General features: G+C 50.9%; 18 protein-coding genes and 1 pseudogene. 13 read left to right on the top strand and 6 right to left on the bottom strand.

Going from position 1 to position 20,242, the window contains the following annotated elements; all coding sequences use genetic code 11:
* Nucleotides 1-46: 46 nt before the first annotated feature.
* From H141_RS0115200 to bfr (H141_RS0115190), 3 genes are all read right to left on the bottom strand, one after another.
* Nucleotides 47-2,179, bottom strand: a complete 2,133-nt coding sequence (locus H141_RS0115200) for a S9 family peptidase (RefSeq protein WP_019677139.1) — start codon at nt 2,177-2,179, stop codon at nt 47-49.
* A 164-nt stretch (nt 2,180-2,343) separates the two neighbouring features.
* Nucleotides 2,344-2,811, bottom strand: coding sequence for a bacterioferritin (gene bfr / locus H141_RS0115195; protein ID WP_019677138.1), 468 nt, complete (start codon nt 2,809-2,811; stop codon nt 2,344-2,346).
* 2 nt (nt 2,812-2,813) lie between these two features.
* Nucleotides 2,814-3,287 (bottom strand): bacterioferritin, encoded by a 474-nt coding sequence (bfr, locus tag H141_RS0115190; RefSeq protein ID WP_019677137.1) that lies wholly within the window; start codon nt 3,285-3,287, stop codon nt 2,814-2,816.
* Nucleotides 3,288-3,511: 224 nt separating this feature from the next.
* Between bfr (H141_RS0115190) and H141_RS0115185 the strand changes: the two genes are divergently transcribed.
* The 3 genes from H141_RS0115185 to H141_RS0115175 all read left to right on the top strand — a co-directional run bounded on the left by H141_RS0115185 (nt 3,512) and on the right by H141_RS0115175 (nt 8,270).
* A complete protein-coding gene (locus tag H141_RS0115185; RefSeq protein ID WP_019677136.1) occupies nt 3,512-5,026 on the top strand; it encodes a S10 family peptidase in 1,515 nt (504 codons plus the stop codon).
* Between the two features lie 86 nt (nt 5,027-5,112).
* Nucleotides 5,113-6,483, top strand: coding sequence for a class II fumarate hydratase (locus tag H141_RS0115180; RefSeq protein WP_019677135.1), 1,371 nt, complete (start codon nt 5,113-5,115; stop codon nt 6,481-6,483).
* 122 nt (nt 6,484-6,605) lie between these two features.
* On the top strand, nt 6,606-8,270 hold the full coding sequence (locus tag H141_RS0115175; protein WP_019677134.1) for an amidohydrolase: 1,665 nt from the start codon (nt 6,606-6,608) through the stop codon (nt 8,268-8,270).
* Here H141_RS0115175 and H141_RS0115170 read toward each other — a convergent pair.
* Complete coding sequence (locus tag H141_RS0115170) at nt 8,252-9,307, bottom strand: AraC family transcriptional regulator (RefSeq protein WP_019677133.1); 1,056 nt, start codon at nt 9,305-9,307, stop codon at nt 8,252-8,254. The two genes, H141_RS0115175 and H141_RS0115170, sit on opposite strands and share 19 nt — an antisense overlap.
* A 174-nt stretch (nt 9,308-9,481) precedes the next feature.
* Between H141_RS0115170 and H141_RS0115165 the strand changes: the two genes are divergently transcribed.
* A complete protein-coding gene (locus H141_RS0115165) occupies nt 9,482-10,627 on the top strand; it encodes an alkane 1-monooxygenase (protein WP_019677132.1) in 1,146 nt (381 codons plus the stop codon).
* Nucleotides 10,628-10,642: 15 nt separating this feature from the next.
* On the opposite strand, the gene H141_RS0115160 is transcribed toward H141_RS0115165, so the two are convergent.
* On the bottom strand, nt 10,643-11,029 hold the full coding sequence (locus H141_RS0115160; RefSeq protein ID WP_019677131.1) for an HPF/RaiA family ribosome-associated protein: 387 nt from the start codon (nt 11,027-11,029) through the stop codon (nt 10,643-10,645).
* A gap of 204 nt (nt 11,030-11,233) precedes the next feature.
* Here H141_RS0115160 and H141_RS0115155 point away from each other — a divergent pair, with 204 nt between their 5' ends.
* The 8 genes from H141_RS0115155 (at nt 11,234) to H141_RS0115125 (ending at nt 19,247) form a co-directional block, all read left to right on the top strand.
* Entirely contained in the window at nt 11,234-11,980 is a 747-nt protein-coding gene (locus H141_RS0115155; protein WP_019677130.1) for an RNA methyltransferase, read from the top strand.
* A gap of 63 nt (nt 11,981-12,043) precedes the next feature.
* The gene (gene cysM / locus H141_RS0115150; RefSeq protein WP_019677129.1) at nt 12,044-12,928 is read left to right on the top strand and encodes a cysteine synthase CysM; all 885 of its coding nucleotides are present in this window, start codon (nt 12,044-12,046) and stop codon (nt 12,926-12,928) included.
* Between the two features lie 146 nt (nt 12,929-13,074).
* A complete protein-coding gene (locus H141_RS21910) occupies nt 13,075-13,728 on the top strand; it encodes a porin (RefSeq protein ID WP_240473134.1) in 654 nt (217 codons plus the stop codon).
* A 152-nt stretch (nt 13,729-13,880) separates the two neighbouring features.
* A complete protein-coding gene (locus tag H141_RS21905; protein WP_240473133.1) occupies nt 13,881-14,378 on the top strand; it encodes a hypothetical protein in 498 nt (165 codons plus the stop codon).
* A gap of 21 nt (nt 14,379-14,399) precedes the next feature.
* Entirely contained in the window at nt 14,400-16,031 is a 1,632-nt protein-coding gene (locus H141_RS0115140; RefSeq protein WP_019677128.1) for a BCCT family transporter, read from the top strand.
* Nucleotides 16,032-16,042: 11 nt separating this feature from the next.
* The gene (locus tag H141_RS0115135) at nt 16,043-17,890 is read left to right on the top strand and encodes a DUF294 nucleotidyltransferase-like domain-containing protein (protein WP_019677127.1); all 1,848 of its coding nucleotides are present in this window, start codon (nt 16,043-16,045) and stop codon (nt 17,888-17,890) included.
* A gap of 7 nt (nt 17,891-17,897) precedes the next feature.
* The gene (locus H141_RS0115130) at nt 17,898-18,641 is read left to right on the top strand and encodes a 3'-5' exonuclease (protein WP_019677126.1); all 744 of its coding nucleotides are present in this window, start codon (nt 17,898-17,900) and stop codon (nt 18,639-18,641) included.
* 84 nt (nt 18,642-18,725) lie between these two features.
* Nucleotides 18,726-19,247, top strand: a complete 522-nt coding sequence (locus H141_RS0115125) for a DUF4442 domain-containing protein (protein ID WP_019677125.1) — start codon at nt 18,726-18,728, stop codon at nt 19,245-19,247.
* A 171-nt stretch (nt 19,248-19,418) separates the two neighbouring features.
* Here H141_RS0115125 and H141_RS0115120 read toward each other — a convergent pair whose 3' ends face one another.
* Nucleotides 19,419-19,880 (bottom strand): hypothetical protein, encoded by a 462-nt coding sequence (locus tag H141_RS0115120; RefSeq protein WP_157610959.1) that lies wholly within the window; start codon nt 19,878-19,880, stop codon nt 19,419-19,421.
* Between the two features lie 181 nt (nt 19,881-20,061).
* Between H141_RS0115120 and H141_RS21785 the strand changes: the two are divergent.
* Nucleotides 20,062-20,242: pseudogene (locus H141_RS21785) on the top strand (hypothetical protein); the annotation flags it as partial.

Here is a 20,242-nt window from a genome sequence, read left to right as displayed (position 1 = left end):
ATAAAAAGCCGGGCGTTGCCCGGCTTGCTTTATCAGCAATCACATTTTATTCGTTAATTGCCAGCAGGTTCAGAATAAAGGCATATTCCTGAGCATGCTCGGCCAGGCGTGAGAAACGCCCCGACTTACCGCCATGGCCGGCTTCCATATTGGTTTTAAATAACAGCGGGTTCTGGTCGGTTTTATGCGTCCGCAATTTTGCTACCCATTTGGCCGGTTCAAAATACTGCACCTGCGAGTCATATAAACCCGTTGTTACATACAGGGCCGGATAAGCCTGCTTGCTTAGCTGATCATAAGGCGAGTAGGCCAGCATATAATCGTAGTAGGCTTTTTCCTTTGGGTTACCCCACTCATCAAACTCATTGGTGGTAAGCGGAATAGTTTCGTCCAACATGGTGGTCACCACGTCAACGAACGGCACGTGGGCTATCAGAGCGCGGTATTTCTGCGGTGCCATATTGGCCACGGCCCCCATCAGTAAGCCACCAGCACTGCCGCCCATCCCAAACACTTTGTCTTTTGCTGCATAGTTATTGGCAATTAAGTGGTCGGTAACCGCAATGTAGTCAGTAAAAGTATTAACTTTGTTAAGCAGCTTGCCATCTTCATACCAATGCCGGCCCATTTCCTGGCCGCCGCGAATGTGGGCAATGGCATAAACAAAACCACGGTCTACCAGCGAAAACACCGTTGAGCGAAACATCGGGTCAGCCGAGCTACCATAAGAGCCATAAGCGTATTGATACAGAGGGGCAGAACCATCCCGAGGCAACCCTTTGCGATACAAAAGCGATACCGGCACTTTAACGCCATCTGGCGCAGTGGCCCAAACCCGCTCAGTAACATAGTTACTTTGCTCAAAATTCCCCAGCACTTCGGTTTGTTTCAGCAGCTGTTTTTCGCCGGTGTTCATATTCAGCTTATACACGCTGTTCGGCGTGGTCAGCGAGGTATAGCTGTAACGCAACCAGTCAGTGTTTTGCTCCGGGTTAACTTCAAAGCGGGTAACATAAGCCGCTTCATCTGATGTCACATAAAAAGCTTTATCAGGACTCTGCCATGGCATTATTCTGATCCGGCGCAGGCCATCACTTCGTTCACTGATTGCCAGGTAGTTATCAAAAGCTGCAAAATCCTGAATAAATACCTGTTCATCATGCGCCAGCAGCGGCTGCCAATGCTGGCGGTCACCAATTTTATCTGCTGCGACAGTCATTAAACGGAAGTTTGGCGCCTGCCAGTCAGTTTTTATAATCCAGCGCCCCTGATGATGCTCAGCACTGTATTGAACATCGCGCTGACGCGGTGCCAATACTTTAAAGCCGGTTTCAGGCTGACTGCTTGGCTGCACCCGGATCTCAGTGGATACCGTGCTTTCAGAGGTGATCATCACATAGCTATCATCCCGGCTATTCCCAAGGCTTAAATAGAAGCTGTTATCAGGCTCCTGATACACTGCTTTAGCCTGCGCCGGCGGATTACCCAGTTTATGTTGCAATACCGTGGTACTTAACAGAGTTACCGGGTCGTTCTGAATAACATACAGAGTTTGGTTGTCTGCCGCCCAGGCCAGACTACCTGATAAGCCGGTTAACTGGTCGGCTAAATCCTGCCCGGTGCGTAAATCACGAATTTTCAAAGTGTACTGGCGCCGGCCACTGTTGTCTTCCAGATAGGCCAGCAGGTTTTGATCCGGACTGACCTGCCAGTTTGCCACCCGGTAATAATCTTTATCTGCAGCCAGCTGATTAACATCCAGCATTACCTGCTCGGTGCCGTCTTTTAACGATTTACGGGCATAAACCGGGTATTCCTTGCCACTTTCATAATAGCTGTAATAGCTGTAATCGCCTTTGTTGTAGGGTACCGAGCTGTCGTCCTGCTTGATCCTGCCAATTATTTCAGCGGTAAGCTTGTCCGTTAACGGCTGATAGGCTTTAGCATAGGCCGCAAAATAGTCGTTTTCACGATGCAGATAATCCAGCACTGTTGGTGAGGTACGACTATCATCGCGCAACCAGTAGTAAGGGTCTTGCCGGTCACCATGTGGCGAACTGACCGTATAAGGTTGCTGCACTGCGACCGGCGGCAAATTGCGGTTAAGATCGTTGGCATTGAGCCAGAAACTACTGACCCAACTGGCGGCCAGTAACAGAGTGACTGCATTTTTATACATAGATTGATGCTCAATAAAAAATAGTACCGGAAAATTAACACAAAGCTACCAGCACGGCCAAAGGATGCAGCTGAAAAAGTGTAAGCGAGTGTAAGAGAGTGTAATAACAACACCGGTAGCATGAATAGCTGCCGGTGTTGTGGTTTAAAACGGCGCTTGAGGCACTACATTTGCGATTGCAGATAGTTTGATAAACCTAACATCTTAATTAATCGCAACTGCTGCTCCAGCCAGTGAGCATGGTCGTTCTCGGTGTCATCCAGCAACTGCTGCAGCATGTCGCGGCTGACATAATCCTGCTCTGCTTCGCACAACGCCATGGTTTTTTTCAGCAGTTTAGCCACGTTATATTCCACGTTTAAATCGTTCTGTAGCATTTCTGTTACATCTTTACCGACATGAATAGCATCGCGGTTCTTTAAATCAGGCGTGCCCTCTAAAAACAGGATCCGTTCAATAAGTTTAGAGGCATGGCCTTTTTCATCGTCGAACTCGTGATCAATCCGCTCAAACAGCTTATGCAAGCCCTGGTCGTGATACATCCGCGAATGAATAAAATACTGGTCCATCGCCGCCAGCTCATTGGCCAACAATTCGTTTAAGGCTGCTATGACCTGTTGATTACCTTTCATAATTACTTACCTCCCACCTGAGCTTGCAGGTAATTCGCCAGCCCCATTACGCTTATCTGATGTTGCTGGGTTTCCAGCCAGTCGAGGTGCTCTTCTTCATACTCCAGCAAGTCAGTCAGCATATCGCGGCTGACATAATCCTGCTCGGTCTCACACAGGGCAATGGCCTCACGCAGTAACGGTAACTGTTCATACTGAAAATCCATATCACACTGCAGCATTTCCTCGGTATCTTCACCAATCCGTAATTTACCCAGCGCCTGTAAATTAGGTAAGCCTTCCAGCATTAAAATCCGCTCAATCAGCTCATCGGCCTGCTTCATATCTTTAATCGATTTTTTGTAGCAAACATCATTTAAGCAGTTAAAGCCCCAGTTTTTATAAATGCGGGCATGCAAAAAATACTGGTTTATCGAGGTCAGTTCAAAGGTAAGTACTTCATTTAGTTTACTAAGTACTTTAGGGTTGCCTTGCATAAAATAGCTCCGGTTCACAAAAACAGTCGGATAAGCTTAGGCCATTATGGCGCATTAAGCAAAATTACTTTTAAAATCATAGCCATACAACTAATAAGCATTCGCATTTTCATCCCGTTTAGCACCGGATTATCCTGTAAAACGGCTATCAGTCGCATCGCGACTTCGCAGCAAGGCGTTTTGTCGGTACAGTAACAGGGTTAATCCAACCAAGAGAGTTGTTTATGCTGCGTTTAATTAAAATCAGCGGCCTGCTTGCCGCCCTGCTCACCGCCAGCTGGCATCTTCAAGCCGCTGAGCAAATTCAAATTGAAGCCGACTCGGTGGTGATCACTGAACACCGCACAGAAATTAACGGCAAAAAAGTTAATTATAAAGCCCATACCGGCACCCAGCCGGTATGGGACAGCGAAGGTAACCCTACTGCCACCTTGTTCTATACCTACTATCAGCGCACCGATATTAAAGATACCGCTAAGCGACCATTACTGATTTCGTTTAATGGCGGCCCGGGCTCTGCGTCTGTCTGGATGCATGTTGCCTATACCGGCCCAAAGTCACTGAATGTTGATGACGAAGGCTATCCCATTCAACCATACGGGGTGAAAAGCAATCCGCACTCGGTGCTGGATGTAGCAGATATTGTGTTTGTTAACCCAGTGAATACCGGTTATTCGCGGGTACTGCCGGGCGCCGATGGCAAAATTCCTGGCAAAGATCAGCAACAAAAGATGTTTTTTGGTACCAATGCCGATGTTACCTATCTGGCAGAGTGGATTAACAGCTTTGTCAGCCGTTACGAGCGCTGGACTTCACCGAAGTTTTTAATTGGCGAAAGCTATGGTACCACCCGGGTAGCCGGCCTGGCGCTGGCGCTGCAAAACCAGCAGTGGATGTACTTAAACGGGGTGGTTCTGGTATCGCCCACCGATATCGGCATTGAGCGCAATGGCCCGGTAAAAGCGGCCAACCGTTTACCTTACTTTGCCGCTACCGCCTGGTATCACCAGATGCTGGCTGCTGATTTACAGCAAAAAGATTTATACGACATTCTGCCGGAGGTCGAAGCATTCACCATTAATCAGTACCTGCCGGCGCTGGCCAAGGGCAATATGATAAGCGCTGAGGAAAAACAGCGGATTGCCGAGCAGGTTAGCCGTTATTCGGGGATCAGCGTACAAAATGTGCTGCGCAGTAACCTGGATATCAGCACCAGTTATTACTGGAAAGAACTGCTGCGCGATCGCGGCCAGACTATCGGCCGGCTCGACTCACGCTATCTGGGGCTGGATAAAAACGATATCGGCGAGCGGCCGGATTACTGGGCGGAACTGACCTCCTGGCTGCACTCGTTCACGCCGGCGATTAACCATTACCTGCGGACTGAGCTGAACTATAAAACCGACATTAAATATAATATGTTTGGCCCGGTGCACCCATGGGACAGAACTAACGACAATACCGGCGAAAACCTGCGCCAGGCCATGGCTCAGAACCCCTACCTGCAGGTGCTGACCCAGTCGGGCTATTATGACGGTGCCACCAACTATTTTGATGCCAAATACAATATGTGGCAGCTGGATCCCAGCGGCAAAATGAAACACCGGATGAGCTTCAAAGGCTATCGCAGTGGCCATATGATGTACTTACGGGCGGAAGATTTAAAGAAATCGAATGACGACCTGCGAGAGTTTATTTTAAATGCACTGCCAGCAACGGGCAAGGCCGCAAAGTACTGACTTTGGCCTGGCAGCCTTGAGAAGCGACGAAAAGGATCCCATGCTATAGGTTCAGCCCTAACATTGACAAGGAAAAGGAACCTGCAATGGCAACCCGGATTGAACATGACAGCATGGGTGAACTACGAGTGCCCGCAAACGCGCTGTATCAGGCCCAGACTCAGCGCGCCATCGATAACTTTAAGCTAAGCCCGCTGACCCTGCCGCGGGCTTTTATTCAGGCAATCCTGCAAATTAAAAAAGCTGCCGCCGCCGCCAACAGCGAGCTGGGTGAACTTGATCCCGCTATTGCCAGCGCGATTATCGACGCAGCTACCCAGCAACTTAAGCACTTTGAACCGGAACATTATCCGGTTGATGTTTTTCAGACCGGCTCTGGCACCAGCAGCAATATGAATGTTAATGAAGTGCTTGCCACCCTTGCCACTAAGCAATTGGGCCAGCAGGTGCACCCCAACGACCATGTCAATGCAGGACAGAGCAGCAACGATGTTATCCCTACGGCGATTCAGCTAAGCAGCGCTCTGGCTATTCATAATCAGCTTATCCCGGCGCTACGGCATATGCAGGCAGTGCTGGTAGTGAAAAGCCAGCAAATTGGCAACATTGTTAAAACCGGTCGTACTCACCTGATGGATGCGATGCCGGTGCGCTTTGCGCAGGTACTGGGCGGCTGGCAAAGTCAGCTGGCCCACGCTGAGCAGCTGTTACAACAGCAATTACCGCGGCTGCAGCAACTGGCCCAGGGTGGCACCGCAGTGGGCACCGGTGTTAATACGCACCCGGAGTTTGCCAGCTGCTTTGCCCGCCACCTAAGCACTGATACCGGTCTGGGTTTAAGCGCCAGTAACGACTTCTTTTTTAATATTGGCTCCCAGGATTTAGCCGTAGCCTGCTCAGGTGCCCTGAAAACCCTGGCCGTGGCCCTGCTGAAAATAAGTAATGATTTACGCTGGATGAACTCCGGCCCGCTCTCTGGCCTGGCTGAGATTGAGCTACCGGCGCTGCAACCAGGCTCATCTATCATGCCGGGTAAAGTTAACCCGGTGATCCCTGAAGCTGTCGCCATGTTAAGTGCTCAGGTGATTGGTAACGACACCACTATTACTGTAGCGGGCCAGTCAGGCAATTTTGAACTGAACGTGATGCTACCGGTTATTGGCTATAACTTATTGCAAAGCATTGAGTTACTGAGTAACGGTTGCACTGCGCTGGCCGATAAAGCCATTAGTGGCTTTCAGGTTAACCAGGCTAATATTGCGCAGTCACTCGATAAAAACCCCATTTTAGTTACTGCGTTAAACCCGGTAATTGGCTACGAGAAAGCGGCAATCATCGCCAAGCAGGCCTACCAGCAACAACGGCCAGTGCTGGATGTAGCGCTGGAGCATACCGACTTAAGCAAAGAACAGCTGCAAGAGTTACTCGATCCGGCACGGCTTACCAGTAACCGATAAGCGGATCTTGCAACCAACCGGCTTTTGTCGCACCTAACCACCCACCAGCCGCGGTCGATATCGCGCCAAGGCTATAGCTGCTATAGTAAATGCCAGCTTATTGACAACATTAAAGGTTTTCGATGAAACACTGCAAATTTATGTTGCTGGTCAGCCTGCTGATAAGCAGCGGTGCGCTGGCAGAAACGGTGCTGCTGCACAATATTAAAGGCTATGGCTTTAACGCCGAACGTGAACTGGTGCCGTTCAGCGCACTGGCGTTTGATGATGCCAGCGGAAAAGTGCTGGCCCGTGGTGACCAGACGCTGCAAACGCAGTATGTCGATGCCCGCCGTATAGATGGTGGCGGCAAGACGGTATTACCCGGCTTAATTGATGGCCATGGGCATTTACTGGGGTTGGGTGAAGAGCTGAGCCAGGCTGATTTAAGGGGCCAGCCAAGCGAAGAAGCTGCAGTGAAGGTGGTTGCCGATTTCGCCCGCAGCCAACCACAAGCCGCCTGGATTAAAGGCCGGGGCTGGAATCAGGTACTATGGGACAGTAAGCAGTTCCCCACTACCGCCTTGCTGGATGAAGCGGTTCCGGACCGGCCAGTCTGGCTTACCCGGATTGACGGTCATGCTGGCTGGGCCAACAGCAAAGCACTGGCATTGGCTGGCATTACCAAAGATACCCTGGACCCACCCGGTGGCAAGATTATTCGCGATGCCGATGGCAATCCAACCGGTGTGTTGATGAATAATGCCCGTAGCTATATAGCGCGGGTACTGCCAGCAACCAGCACCGAAGATAATATCAGCGCCTTACACGCTGCCTTTCAGCAGTTACTGTCGCTGGGTATTACCAGTGTGCACGATGCAGGGATCAGCAGCGAACTGGCCACCCTGTATCAGCAACTGGCTACTGATGGTAAGTTGCCATTGCGCATATATGCAATGTTGTCATCACGCAATGCTGATCTGGCAGACTGGCTGGCGAGTGGTATCTGGCAAGAACCGGCAGACTGGCTGAGTATTCGTTCGGTGAAAATTTATGGTGACGGCGCCCTGGGCAGTCGCGGCGCGGCCTTACTGTCAGACTACAGCGATCAGCCAGACCATACCGGCTTACTGGTAACCCAGCCTGATGCGCTGACTCAGATTATGCAGCTGACAATTAACGCCGGTTTTCAGGCCAATGTCCATGCCATTGGTGACCGCGCTAATCGCCTGGTGCTGGACCGCTTTGAACAACTGGCTACACCAGAGCAACGGCTGGCTGGCCGCCACCGGATAGAGCATGCCCAGATAGTGGCACCTGACGACATACCGCGTTTTAAAACGTTAAATGTACTGCCATCAATGCAGGCGGTGCATGCCACCTCGGATAAAAATATGGCAGGCGACCGCCTGGGGGTGGCCCGCTTACGGGGTGCCTACGCCTGGCGCAGTTTTATTGACCAGGGCAGTATTATTGTCGGCGGTTCTGATTTCCCGGTAGAGCTGGCTAACCCGTTTCATGGTTTACATGCCTCAGTAACCCGCCAGGATCAGCAAAATCAACCGGAGGGTGGTTGGCTGCCAGAGCAACGACTCACTCTGGTTGAGGCGCTGCGCTCCTTTACCATAGATGCCGCCTATGGGGCTTTTCAGGAAGCAACGATGGGTACGCTGGCCCCCGGTAGCCGGGCCGACTTTATTTTAATTGATCAGGATATTTTTAATATCGACCCGAGCCGGTTATGGCAGGTACAAACCGAGCAAACATGGGTGCATGGTAAACTGCGGTTTCAGCAAGCAGCTGACTGAGCCTGTTGCCGGTATTGTTGCGGCGAGAGGCCATGCTCTCGCCGGAACGCCCGGCCAAAATTAGCTGGATCAGCATATCCCAGTAAATAACCAATTTGTTGTACCGGCAGGCTTGTCGTGCCTAAATACTGACAGGCCATATCGCGGCGCCAGGCGGCGACCAGCTCATGATAACAGGTTTGCTCCTGTTGCAAGCGTCGGCGCAGCGTACGACTGGATAACGCAAATTCCGCTGCAACCTGCTCAATCCCCGGGATCCTGCCTTTGGTGCGCCCCAGCATCAAGCGAATTAAACCCGCCATACTCTGACGCTGCTGCCAGCGCTGCAATTCCTGTTCACATTGTGCAGTAAGCTGGCTTTGCACCTGCCTGTCGGCCCACGGTGAAACTATGGCCAGATCGGCAACATCGAAGATTAACCTGTGGTCTTTTTGCGCAAACAGCACCGGGCAAGGGAAAAATGCCTGATATAAAGCACGGTATGCCGGCCCGGCATAGGCAAAATGCACCTGGCGCAACCGGTATTGGTGGCCGGAGACAAAATCCAGAATGGCATGCAACGCCACCGCAAAGGTGTCGACCACAAACTGGCGAATGTCTGCCAAAGGCTGCAGCTCGGTCAAAACCAGTGACACCTGCTGGCGCTGTTGCTGCATCGCCAGGGTTAGCAGCGGGCTGCGGGTGCTGGTATATTTGCAGATTAAGGCCAGAGCCTGCTGCAGGTTGCCACTGCTCATCGTTGCCAGGCCTAACAGACCATGGGTGGTAATGGTTAACTGACTCCCCAGATACAGCCCCAGCGCCGGCTCTTTCGTCTGTGCACAACAGCGTGTAACTACTGCCTGAAATTGTTGCCAGCTAAGGGTGGCATCGACCTGCTCTGGCAAAGTTACGGGTAGCCCGGCATGCGCCAGTACCGCCTGCGGATCAGCGCCGCGGCTTTGAATCAGCTCAAGCAGGTTACGCAGGTAATGGCCGGGCAGAGCAACCTGATTGCCGGCTATTTTACTGTTGGCTATAACATTACTGCTGAACATAATAAGCGGCTACTCCTGAGTGTCGCCAGCCAAAACGGTAGTGTTCAGTGTACCTTACTGTGCTCAACCGCGGCATATTCTGGCCGCAAATGACCATAAGCTGGCTGCTGTGGCCCTGCCATCACCCCCAACGTTAGCTTAAGCTTGTTGCATAGTCACTGCAGAGCAAAATCCATGTTTAACTATATCAAGTTCAGTCTGTTTCACCTGCTAACGCTGCCTTTTATTATTGGCATTACCCTCGGCGGCAGCTGGATGGCATTGGGGCTGGCGGCAATATTGCTGCTGGTGGTGTTTGGCGATCTGTTGCTGGGTGATGACCGGGCAGAGCCTGCCTACACAAAGCCCTGGTTGCTGCATGGCCTGGTGTACAGCTCGTTACTTTTTATCTTATTAATTGTTGGTGCTTTCTTATGGAGTGTCGCCACCACAGATCTGTTTGGCTATGGCCAGCTGGTGCAGCAGCTAACCGGCTATGATGCGCTGGCAGCGCGCGCAACCAACCAGTGGTGGCACTTTGTGCCGGTATGGCTCGGCGCCGGCCTGTTAATAGCAATGGTAGGCACCGTGCCCGCGCATGAGCTGACCCACCGCACCGCTGATCCGCTGGCGATGCTGACCGGCCGCTGGTTACTGGCCTTCAGCTTTGACTGTAGCTTTGCTATTGAACATGTGTATGGCCATCATCGTTATGTTGGCACAGCACGGGATCCGGCTACCGCGCCACGAGGGCGCACCGTGTACCGACACATTCTGCACTCTACCCTTGCCGGCAACCGCAGTGCCTGGCTTATTGAAAAACAGCGGCTGGCTCGCCGGCAGCAACCACTTTTTAGCGTGCATAACCGGATGTTACGGGGTGCGGCGATGTCGTTGCTGCTTTGTATTCTGGCCGCTATTCTGGCGGGCTGGGCCGGCTTGCTGCTGTTTTGCGCCAGTGCCATGCTGGCGAAAGCCGTGCTGGAAGTGGTGAATTATATTGAACACTACGGTATTGAAAGGGCTGTAAACCAGCCGGTGCAACCTTACCACAGCTGGAACAGCACAAAACGGATTAGCAGCTGGGCCAGTTTTAACCTGACCCGTCATTCACACCACCATGCCCGGGCGCAGCTGCCATTTTACCAGTTAAAAGCTTATCCGGACGCGCCGGATTTACCCACTGGTTATCTTGGTTCCATGTTGCTGGCATTACTGCCACCATTATGGTTCCGGCTGATGGCACCTAAACTCAGACAATGGGATTTGCATTATGGTCACAAAGTGCTGCCAAAGAAAAAGCCGCAGTGTGGCTTGGAACACAACACTGCGGCTGACTAACCAGCGGCTTAACCTTTAGCTGACTTCGTCCAGCGGCTCATCAGCCAGCGCGGGTTCAGAGAAATCCGGGCTACCGGCCCGGGTCTGTTTATCGCGCAGCTTACCTACGGCCGAACTTAACTTGCGCTGCAGTTTATCAGCGGCGCCGGTTACTGCCTGGCCCACTGTCGCGGCATGCTCAGTAATTGCTATTGGCTCCATCCCCTCTGGCCGGGCCTCCAGCAGACAACGCTTATCGTTTCCTTCGTGTTTGGTACTGCCGTTTTCATCACTTAAATGCACTTCAATCCGGGTTACGTGATCGGCAAAGCGGCTTAATTTAGTGTGTAATGTCTCGCGCACAAACTCAGCCAATCGCTCGTCGGCCTGAATATTACGGTCACTGTTAATTTGAACTTGCATAGACTACTCCTGTTGATGACTCTGAGTCGGGACTGCTTTTACAGACCCCACCCGTGTCGAATGGTTGCATGCTGCTACTACATATCTGGAGACGTTCAGCGTCACACTCAAGGCCTGCCTTAATAATTTATCGCCGATTAAATCAGACAGCACAGCAAAGTCTGGTTAAAATAGCCGTAATATTCACCGACTAAAGCCAACAGCATGATAAGTATCAAATGGGCCAAGCTGATTAAATCGCTGCACCTGAAAAAGTACCGTAAAACCGAGCAGTTGTTTTTTGTCGAAGGCGAAAAAGCGGTGCTGGAAGTGTTAGCCTCAGGCTGGACAGTGCCGGCGTTATTTGCCACCGAAGCCTTTATTCAGCAGCATAGTCAGGCGGTAAAAGCTGCTGCATTGCTGCAGCCATGCAGCAGTGACGAACTGGTAAAAAATGGAACCTTCAGTAGCAATGATGCCGCGCTGGCAGTAGTTGCAATACCGCAGTGGCCGCTATTTAGCGCAAAAGCGCACAGCTGGACCCTGGTACTGGATAACATTAACGACCCGGGCAACCTCGGTACCATTATCCGCATCGCCGACTGGTACGGGATTGAGCATATTCTATGCTCGCCCGACACTGCCGATTGCTACAACCCTAAAGTAATAGCAGCCGCCAAAGGCTCATTCCTGCGGGTGCAATTACATTATCTGCCACTGGCCGAAGTATTAGCCCACGCCAGCATGCCGGTGTACGGCGCTTATTTGGACGGGGAAAATGTCCATCAGCTAAAGCTGAGTAAAGCGGGTGGTTTTATTGTGCTTGGCAATGAAGCCAATGGCATCAGCAGCGATATTGGCCAGCATATCAGCCGCGAAATCACCATTCCGGCCTTTGGCGGCGCTGAATCACTGAATGTCGGCATCGCCGCAGCGGTTATCTGCGATAACCTGCTCAGGCTTAGCCATTAACAGCTGGCCTGCTTTGGGTTAAACTTAGCGCCACTGTGATGTAACAAGGCTGGCGGTTTTACCATGACATTTCCCACTATCGAGCATGCTGTTGGCAACACCCGGCTGGTTAAATTGCAGCGGATGGCCGCCCACACTAACAGCACGGTGCTGCTGAAGCTGGAAGGCGATAACCCGGCGGGCTCGGTTAAAGACCGGCCGGCGCTGAATATGATTGTTCAGGCCGAGCTGCGCAGCACCATAAAACCCGGTGAGCGGATTATTGAAGCCACCAGTGGCAATACCGGTATCGCCCTGGCGATGGCGGCGGCAATTAAAGGCTACGCCATTACATTGATTATGCCCGATAACGCCACTGAAGAGCGTAAAAGCTCGATGCGCGCTTATGGCGCTGAGCTGATTTTAGTGACCAAAGAGCAAGGCATGGAAGGTGCCCGCGATTTGGCCCTGCAAATGCAGGCCGATGGTTTGGGTATAGTGCTGGATCAGTTTAATAACCCCGACAACCCGGCGGCGCATTACGCCAGTACCGGGCCGGAAATTTGGCAACAAAGCCAGCAGCGCATTACTCATTTTGTAAGCAGTATGGGCACCACCGGCACCATTATGGGGGTGTCGCGCTACTTAAAACAGCAGAACCCGGCTATTCAGATTATTGGCCTGCAACCGGCCGAGGGCGCCAGCATTCCTGGGATCCGGCGCTGGCCTGAAGCTTACCTGCCGGGCTTTTTTGAAAAAAGCCGGGTTGACCAAATTATCGATATAAGCCAGGACGATGCACTCATCGCCATGCGCCGCTTAGCTAAAGAAGAAGGAATCTTTGCCGGCGTCAGCTCCGGCGGTTCGGTGCATGCTGCAATTACACTGGCTGAGCAATACGACAACGCGGTTATAGTGGCGATTATCTGCGACCGCGGTGACCGCTATTTGTCGGCCAATATCTTTTAATTTAAGCCTGTTGCTAAGCTAAATCATTGTTATCGAAGCGGTGTCCGATTCGTCAATCTCGAATTCCGGTTTGGTATAACCGGCTATTTAGACTATCCTTATACCGACTGCGTTACCTGTTTTTCCGCTAATAATAAGGCCCGCTTATGAAAACCCACTGCAGAATCGCCCTGATCGCTGCTGCTGGATATTTAGTTACGCCAGCAGCCTTCGCCGCTACACCTGCCGACACAGACGACATAAAACAACAGCTCAGCCAGCTAAAAGCGCAGATTGCCGCGCTGGAAGCCCGCTTGGCAGAGCAAGAAGAAACTCAGGCTGAGCTAAACAGCCAGCAGCTTGAGTTAGCGGCCAATGAGTCGGCTGAACAGTCGGCAGCAGCAAGCGAAGACGGTATTAAACTGGGCGGCGCCATCCGCACCAATTACAGCCACACCTCATACAGTGATGGTAATAAAAACCGCGGTGGCGATTTTGCGTTTGATATTTTCCGGCTTAATTTAAACGGCAGTATCGGTGATGTGTTACTGAATGCCGAAATTCGTTTTTTTGATTATATGACCGCGGTGAAATATGCCTATGTCGGTTATCAGTTTACTGATGACTGGCAGGTGCAGGCCGGTATTACTCAGGTGCCATTTGGCAACTGGCCTTATAACTCTCATAACTGGTTTTTCAGTACTAATTATTATATCGGGCTGGAAGATGACTTTGATCTGGGTATTTTATTTAAACGCCAACTGAGTGATAACTGGCAGCTAGATTTAGGGTTTTCAAAAACGATGAGCTGGGCGGAGTAGATGGTTATGTCGGCAGCCGGGCTGACCGCTATTCTTATGATATCGTCGGTACCCGCTTACCTGGTGACGGGATTTATGATGACCCGGCGCAGCCTTTAGGTGAATACAATACTCTGAGTGGTCGTTTTGGTTACCATGTCAGCCAGGGCGAGTTGAAAACCGAGCTGGGTGTATCGGCGTTAGCGGGCGGGCTGCATAACGGCCAGACCCGTGCCGGTGATTACCATGCCTGGGCAGTGCACAGCAATAGCCACTACTTCAACTGGAACCTGCAGTTACAGTACACCAGGTATCAGTACGATGTTGACAATGGCGCAGACCGGATGGCCGTTGGTGCCTACGCCTTTTACGACTCTATTGCTGCCGAAGCCAACTCAGCCACGGTAAACCTGGCCTACAGCCTGCCAGTAGAGTGGGGCCCGGTTAGCGGCCTGCAGTTTTATAACAACTATGGTTTGGTCTACGACAAATCTGATGGCAGTCGCGATACCATGATGAATGTTACCGGCGTATCGGTAGCAGCCGGTGGTTTCTTTACCTATTTCGATTTAGTGCATGCTAAAAACCAACCTTTTGTCGGTGGCAGTGCCAGTGGCGACAGCAGTGAAACCGAACGTCGATTCAATATCAACATTGGTTATTATTTCTAAAATCACAACAAGGATATACTAATGACAACTGAAAAGGATCCGATGATCCCGGATGGCAAAGTTAATCCGATAGATACCGATTATCAGGTTGGCCAGGACAACATCGTTGTTAAAGTCGGCCCTTTTGGTCTGGATATTCATAACCGGGTATTTCTGATTTCCGGCTTGTCTATCATCGTTTTTGTGCTTCTTACTTTAATATTTCATAGCCAGGCGGCAACGGTTTTCAGCGATATGCGCGGCTGGCTTACCAGTAACCTTGACTGGTTCTTTATCAGCGCCGCCAATATTTTCGTACTGCTCTGTCTGGTGTTAATTGTCTCCCCGCTGGGCAAGGTGCGCCTCGGCGGCACTGAAGCCACCCCAGACTTTAGTTACATTGGCTGGTTTTCGATGTTATTTGCCGCCGGTATGGGCATAGGCCTGATGTTTTATGGCGTATCAGAGCCATTGTCTCACTTTAACAGCGCCTATGCCGGTACCACTGTGGTAGACGGTGTCCGGACAGATTGGGCACCATTAGCCGGTGCCGCCGGTGATGCATTAGCAGCCGAACGACTAGGCATGGCAGCTACTATCTACCACTGGGCGCTGCCCCCCTGGGCGATTTATGCCATTTTAGCGCTGGGTTTAGCATTGTTTTCATTTAATAAAGGCTTACCGCTGACGATCCGCTCAGTGTTTTATCCACTTTTAGGTGAACGGGTCTGGGGCTGGCCGGGGCATATTATTGATATTCTGGCGGTTTTTGCCACCTTGTTTGGCCTGGCCACCTCGCTTGGCCTGGGTGCATCGCAGGCTAGTGCCGGTTTAAACTACCTGTTTAACTGGCCGGAAGGCGTGACGACCCAGATCCTACTGGTTATTGGCATTACCATGATAGCGCTGGTTTCTGTGCTGGCTGGTTTGGAAGCAGGCGTTAAGCGTTTATCAGAAATAAATATGACCCTGGCAGCGTTACTGTTGCTGTTTGTCATTATCGTCGGCCCTACTCTGGCCATTTTAACCGGTTTTTTTTCCAACTTAGGTGCGTATTTGCAGCATTTACCGGCACTGGCTAACCCAATTGGCCGGGAAGATGCAAACTACTCTCAGGGCTGGACTGCCTTTTACTGGGCCTGGTGGATTAGCTGGTCACCCTTTGTTGGTATGTTTATCGCCCGGGTATCGCGTGGCCGCACAGTACGTGAATTTTTAATTTCTGTATTGCTTATTCCGTCGCTGGCTTGCGTACTGTGGATGACCGTTTTCGGTGGTACCGCTATAAGCCAGGTAGTGCAAGACAGTTACATGGCAGCAGTTGAGGCCGCCCTGCCGTTGCAGCTATTCAGCATGCTGGATGCTCTGCCACTAGCGGGTATTACTTCCTTTCTCGCCATTATTCTGGTGGTGATATTCTTTGTTACCTCATCAGATTCCGGCTCGCTGGTTATCGATACCATTGCCGCCGGTGGCAAGGTTAATGCGCCCACGCCGCAGCGGGTGTTCTGGTGTACCTTTGAAGGCCTGGTTGCGATAGCCCTTATTCTGGGTGGTGGCCTGGTCGCATTGCAGGCGATGGCAGTCTCTACCGGCTTCCCGTTTACCATAGTGCTGCTGGCCTCCTGTATGGCAGTAGTAAAAGGGCTGATGTCTGAACCCCGTGGCAACTAGGTTCAGCAGCCATGGAAATTGAGCAGATTGAAATCCTGGAGTTTCTGAAGCGGCACCCGCCGTTTCAGGAGCTACCTGCTGAGCAGCTAAAACAAGTGGCGCTTAGTATTGATATCGGCTATTTCAAAGCAGGCAGCGAAATCCTGCGCTTTAACGAGCCACTGCATGCTTTGCATCTGATCCGCAGTGGCGCGGTTGAAACCTACCGGCGCAATGGTGATTTATACAACCGGATGAGCGAAGGCGGCTTTTTTGGTGAGCAAGGTTTATTACGGGGTGCCAAAGTGCGCTTTCCGGCAACGGCACTGGAAGATACCCTGATTTACTTTATTCCGGATGAAACATTTCAGCAGCTGTTTGATGAAAATGAGTTTTTTGCAGACTATGTCCAGGTTGGCGACAGTGAACGGCGTAAAACCAGTAAGGCTGGCAGCCAGGCACGGGCTGATTTACTCGGCGCTACCGTAAGCACCCTGCTAAGCCGGGAACCGGTTACCATCGGCAGTGATGCCAGTGTCTGGCAGGCGGCACAGCTGATGACCGAACAACATGTCTCTTCCTTACTTATTTTAGATACGGAGCAGCACCTGGCCGGCATTATTACTGATAAAGATATCCGCAGCCGGTTAGTGGCACCCGGGTTAAAGTCAGAAATTCCGGTCACCGATATCATGTCGGCCAACCCGGTGACGATTGAACAGCAACAGTATATTTTTGAAGCCATGATGCTGATGCTACGCCATAATCTGCATCATTTACCGGTGTTAAAACGACAGCAAGCGGTCGGCGTAATCGCCATTTCCGATATTATCCGTTTCGAATCACAAAGCAGCCTGTATGTGGTTAGCCGTATTTTCCGCCAGCAAACCGTCGATGAACTGCAGGCACTGGTGCCGGATGTGCATGCCTGCTTCGTACGAATGGTAAACGAAGATGCCAACTCACAAATGATTGGCAGCGCGATGGCAGCCATTGGCCGCAGCTTTAAACAACGGCTACTGGAGTTAGCTGAAGCCGAGTTGGGGCCACCACCGGTACCCTATTGTTTTCTGGCACTGGGCTCGATGGCCCGTGACGAGCAGCTTGTGCTGACCGATCAGGACAATGCCCTGATCCTGGACAACCGCTTTGACCCCAAGCTGCACGACGATTATTTTAAACAACTGGCCAACTTTGTCTCTGACGGCTTAGCCGCCTGCGGTTATACCTATTGCACCGGCAAGATAATGGCAACTAACCCGCAGTGGCGTCAGCCATTGCAGGTATGGCAGCAATATTTTCAGAACTGGATAAGCCAACCCTCAGCTGAACGTTTATTACACAGCTCCATTTTTTTTGATCTGGATGGCGTATGGGGTCAGATCCAGTGGGCTGAGCAATTGCAGCAACTGGTCAGCAACCTGGCCCAAAAACACCCGCTGTTTTTAGCCAGCATGACCCGCAACGCCCTAAGCCGCACCCCGCCGCTGGGCTTTTTTAAAGACTTTGTCATGGAACAGGACGGCAAGCAAAACAATATTTTAAATATAAAGCGCCGCGGCACCGCGCCCTTTGTCGATTTAATCCGCATTCATGCGTTAGCTATTGGCTCAACCGAAAGCAACTCATTCAGCCGCCTGCAGCAAATTATTGCCGCAGAATTACTGCCTAAAGGCCGCGGCGAAGATTTAAGAGATGCCTTTGAAGTTATCGCCATGACCCGTATTCGTCATCAGGCGGCGGCGCTTAGCAACGGCGAGGAGCCCGATAATAACGTGCTGCCCGAGCAACTGTCGGAATTTGAGCGCAAGCACTTAAAAGAAGCCTTTCAGGTGCTGAGCAATGCTCAGAAATTCCTGAAGTTTCATTTTAAAGCCTGAGATAAGCATGCTTTACCTCGGACCCGACAAGACTGACAATACTAAACAGAATAATACCAGCGCCGACTGGCAGCAGTTCTATCAACAGCAAGCTGCCATAGTTAAACATCCGTTGCTACAACAGTTTTACAGTAAAGGTATGATAGCGGCCAGCACGCCAATCAGCCGGGTGCCGCTGGTTGCCATCGACTTTGAAACCACCGGCTTAAGTGCAGCAGACAACGGTATTGTCAGTATTGGCCTGGTACCTTTTAATCTGCAGCGAATTTTCAGCTCACATGCCCGCCAGTGGTTGCTGAAACCGCGCTTTGCTCTGACTGACAACTCAGTTACTGTGCACCGGATCACCCATTCTGAAGTAAGCAATGCGCCCGATCTCAGTACCGTATTGCCGGACCTGCTACCATTGCTTGCAGGTAAAGTAGCAGTGGTACACTACCGCCAGATTGAACGCAATTTTCTGGCTGCCAGTGTAAAAGTGAGGTTAGGGGAAAGTATTTTATTCCCGGTAATCGATACCCTGGAGCTGGAAGCCCGCCTGCACCGTGCCAGGCCACTTAGCTGGTGGGATAAATTGTGCCGGCGCCAGCAGGTTTCTATCCGGCTGGATGCCAGCCGCAGCCGCTATCAGTTACCGCCTTACCGGCCCCATCATGCGGTAACGGATGCTATCGCCAGCGCTGAATTATTGCAGGCGCAACTAAGTCATCGCTATAGCCCGGATACTCCGGTGAGTGAGCTGTGGTGTTAGCTATCTCTGGTGACAGTAGCAGCGGCTTGCAATTGCCGTTCGCCAAAGGCATAGTAAGCAAAACAACCATCAGGTCAGACCACCATGAGCCCAACCCAGTCGCAACAGCAAACGGCAACCAAACCCAATAAACTACAACGCATTGTCAGCAAGTGTTACCAATTGCCTACTGCATTACAGGCTTTTGCCTTAAGTACGGTATTTGGCCGGGTGATTAAATTTGCCGGCACCGCCGGGGTAGAAGTGCTGGAATTAAAAGGCGCCCGCTCAGTATTGCGATTAAAAAACCGTAAAAAAGCCCAGAATCATATCGGCTCGGTGCATGCGGCCGCCACCGGCTTACTGGCTGAATCGGCCACCGGCTTTTTAGTGGGTATTCACCTGCCAGACAACAAGTTACCGCTGCTAAAACAAATGCAAATTGACTATATTAAACGCTCAAGCGGCGATTTAACCGCAGTGGCAACCTTAACTGATCAACAAATTGCGGCGATGCATAACGAAGATAAAGGCGAAGTAACAGTAGCGGTAAGCATCACCGACAGCGCCGGAATAGAGCCGGTTAACGCCAGCATGACCTGGGCCTGGATCCCGAAAAAACGCTGAGCGGATGAACTGTGGGGCAAGCGGGCCATCAGATTTCCTCCGTGAAATACCTGATAAAAGCTAGCCCGCTAAGGTCCAAAAATCAATGTCACTGACCCTATTGATTCTGACCCTATTGATTGCTATTGATTGGACCCTATTGATTGCTATTGATTGAAGGTTCTTGGCGAATTACTTATCAAACTCAACTTGATTGCTGATTAAACATGTTTCACCATCTCTTTTAAGTAACTCATCATCATAGGCCGCGTTGTTTTTATCACACATGAAGGCTGTAACAGTATATTTCCCCTGATCAATCACACCATAATCAGCTAATAAATGCCTTAAATAAAAAAATCGACCCGCTGCATCACCAAACTCTAGCGTTGTTACAGAAGGTGCAGACCGATCGTTCACTAATGCGACTAGAGTAAACGACCCTCCTTTATTTTGCTTGAACTCAAAATGCAGCTGCCCTAAAGATGATATGCGAAATGAGCCCTGATCAACCGATAAAGGCTCATCTTTGTCATTAACAACCACAACCAATAAACGGTCTGTTTCTTTTTCAAAATGCAGCAGCAACTCAGCAGAGTCAACTGCAAAACACACCACAAAAAGACTAATCATCAATCCGCGTATAAATGCCACATTTCACGCTCCAGTAGTAACAATTGAAAGATCGGGGATCAATAGGGTCAGGGATCAATAGGGTCAGAGTCATTGATTCTGACGGATCAATAGGATCAATAGGGTCAGAGTCTGAGGTATCCCCACAAAATTATCAGCTAAAACAAAAAGATGAACTCGGAAGGAACATTCATGGCGTTCGATGATCAGATCTATCGCCAAACATCACCGAGACCAAACAACCATGAATGTTCGCGCTATCTTGACCAATATCGTTTCATTTGTCACACCCAAAATGCATGCCACCAGACAAAAAGCTGTAATTGATTGCGTACATAGCCTGGCAAACGGTAGTGCAGCTACTGTGACCAGCATTGGCCGGG

It is taken from the genome of Arsukibacterium perlucidum DSM 18276, from assembly GCF_000382165.1.
GTDB lineage: Bacteria > Pseudomonadota > Gammaproteobacteria > Enterobacterales > Alteromonadaceae > Alishewanella > Alishewanella perlucidum.
The sequence above is the reverse complement of the archived record's forward strand: the minus strand, read 5'-3'. Positions and strand labels throughout refer to the sequence as shown.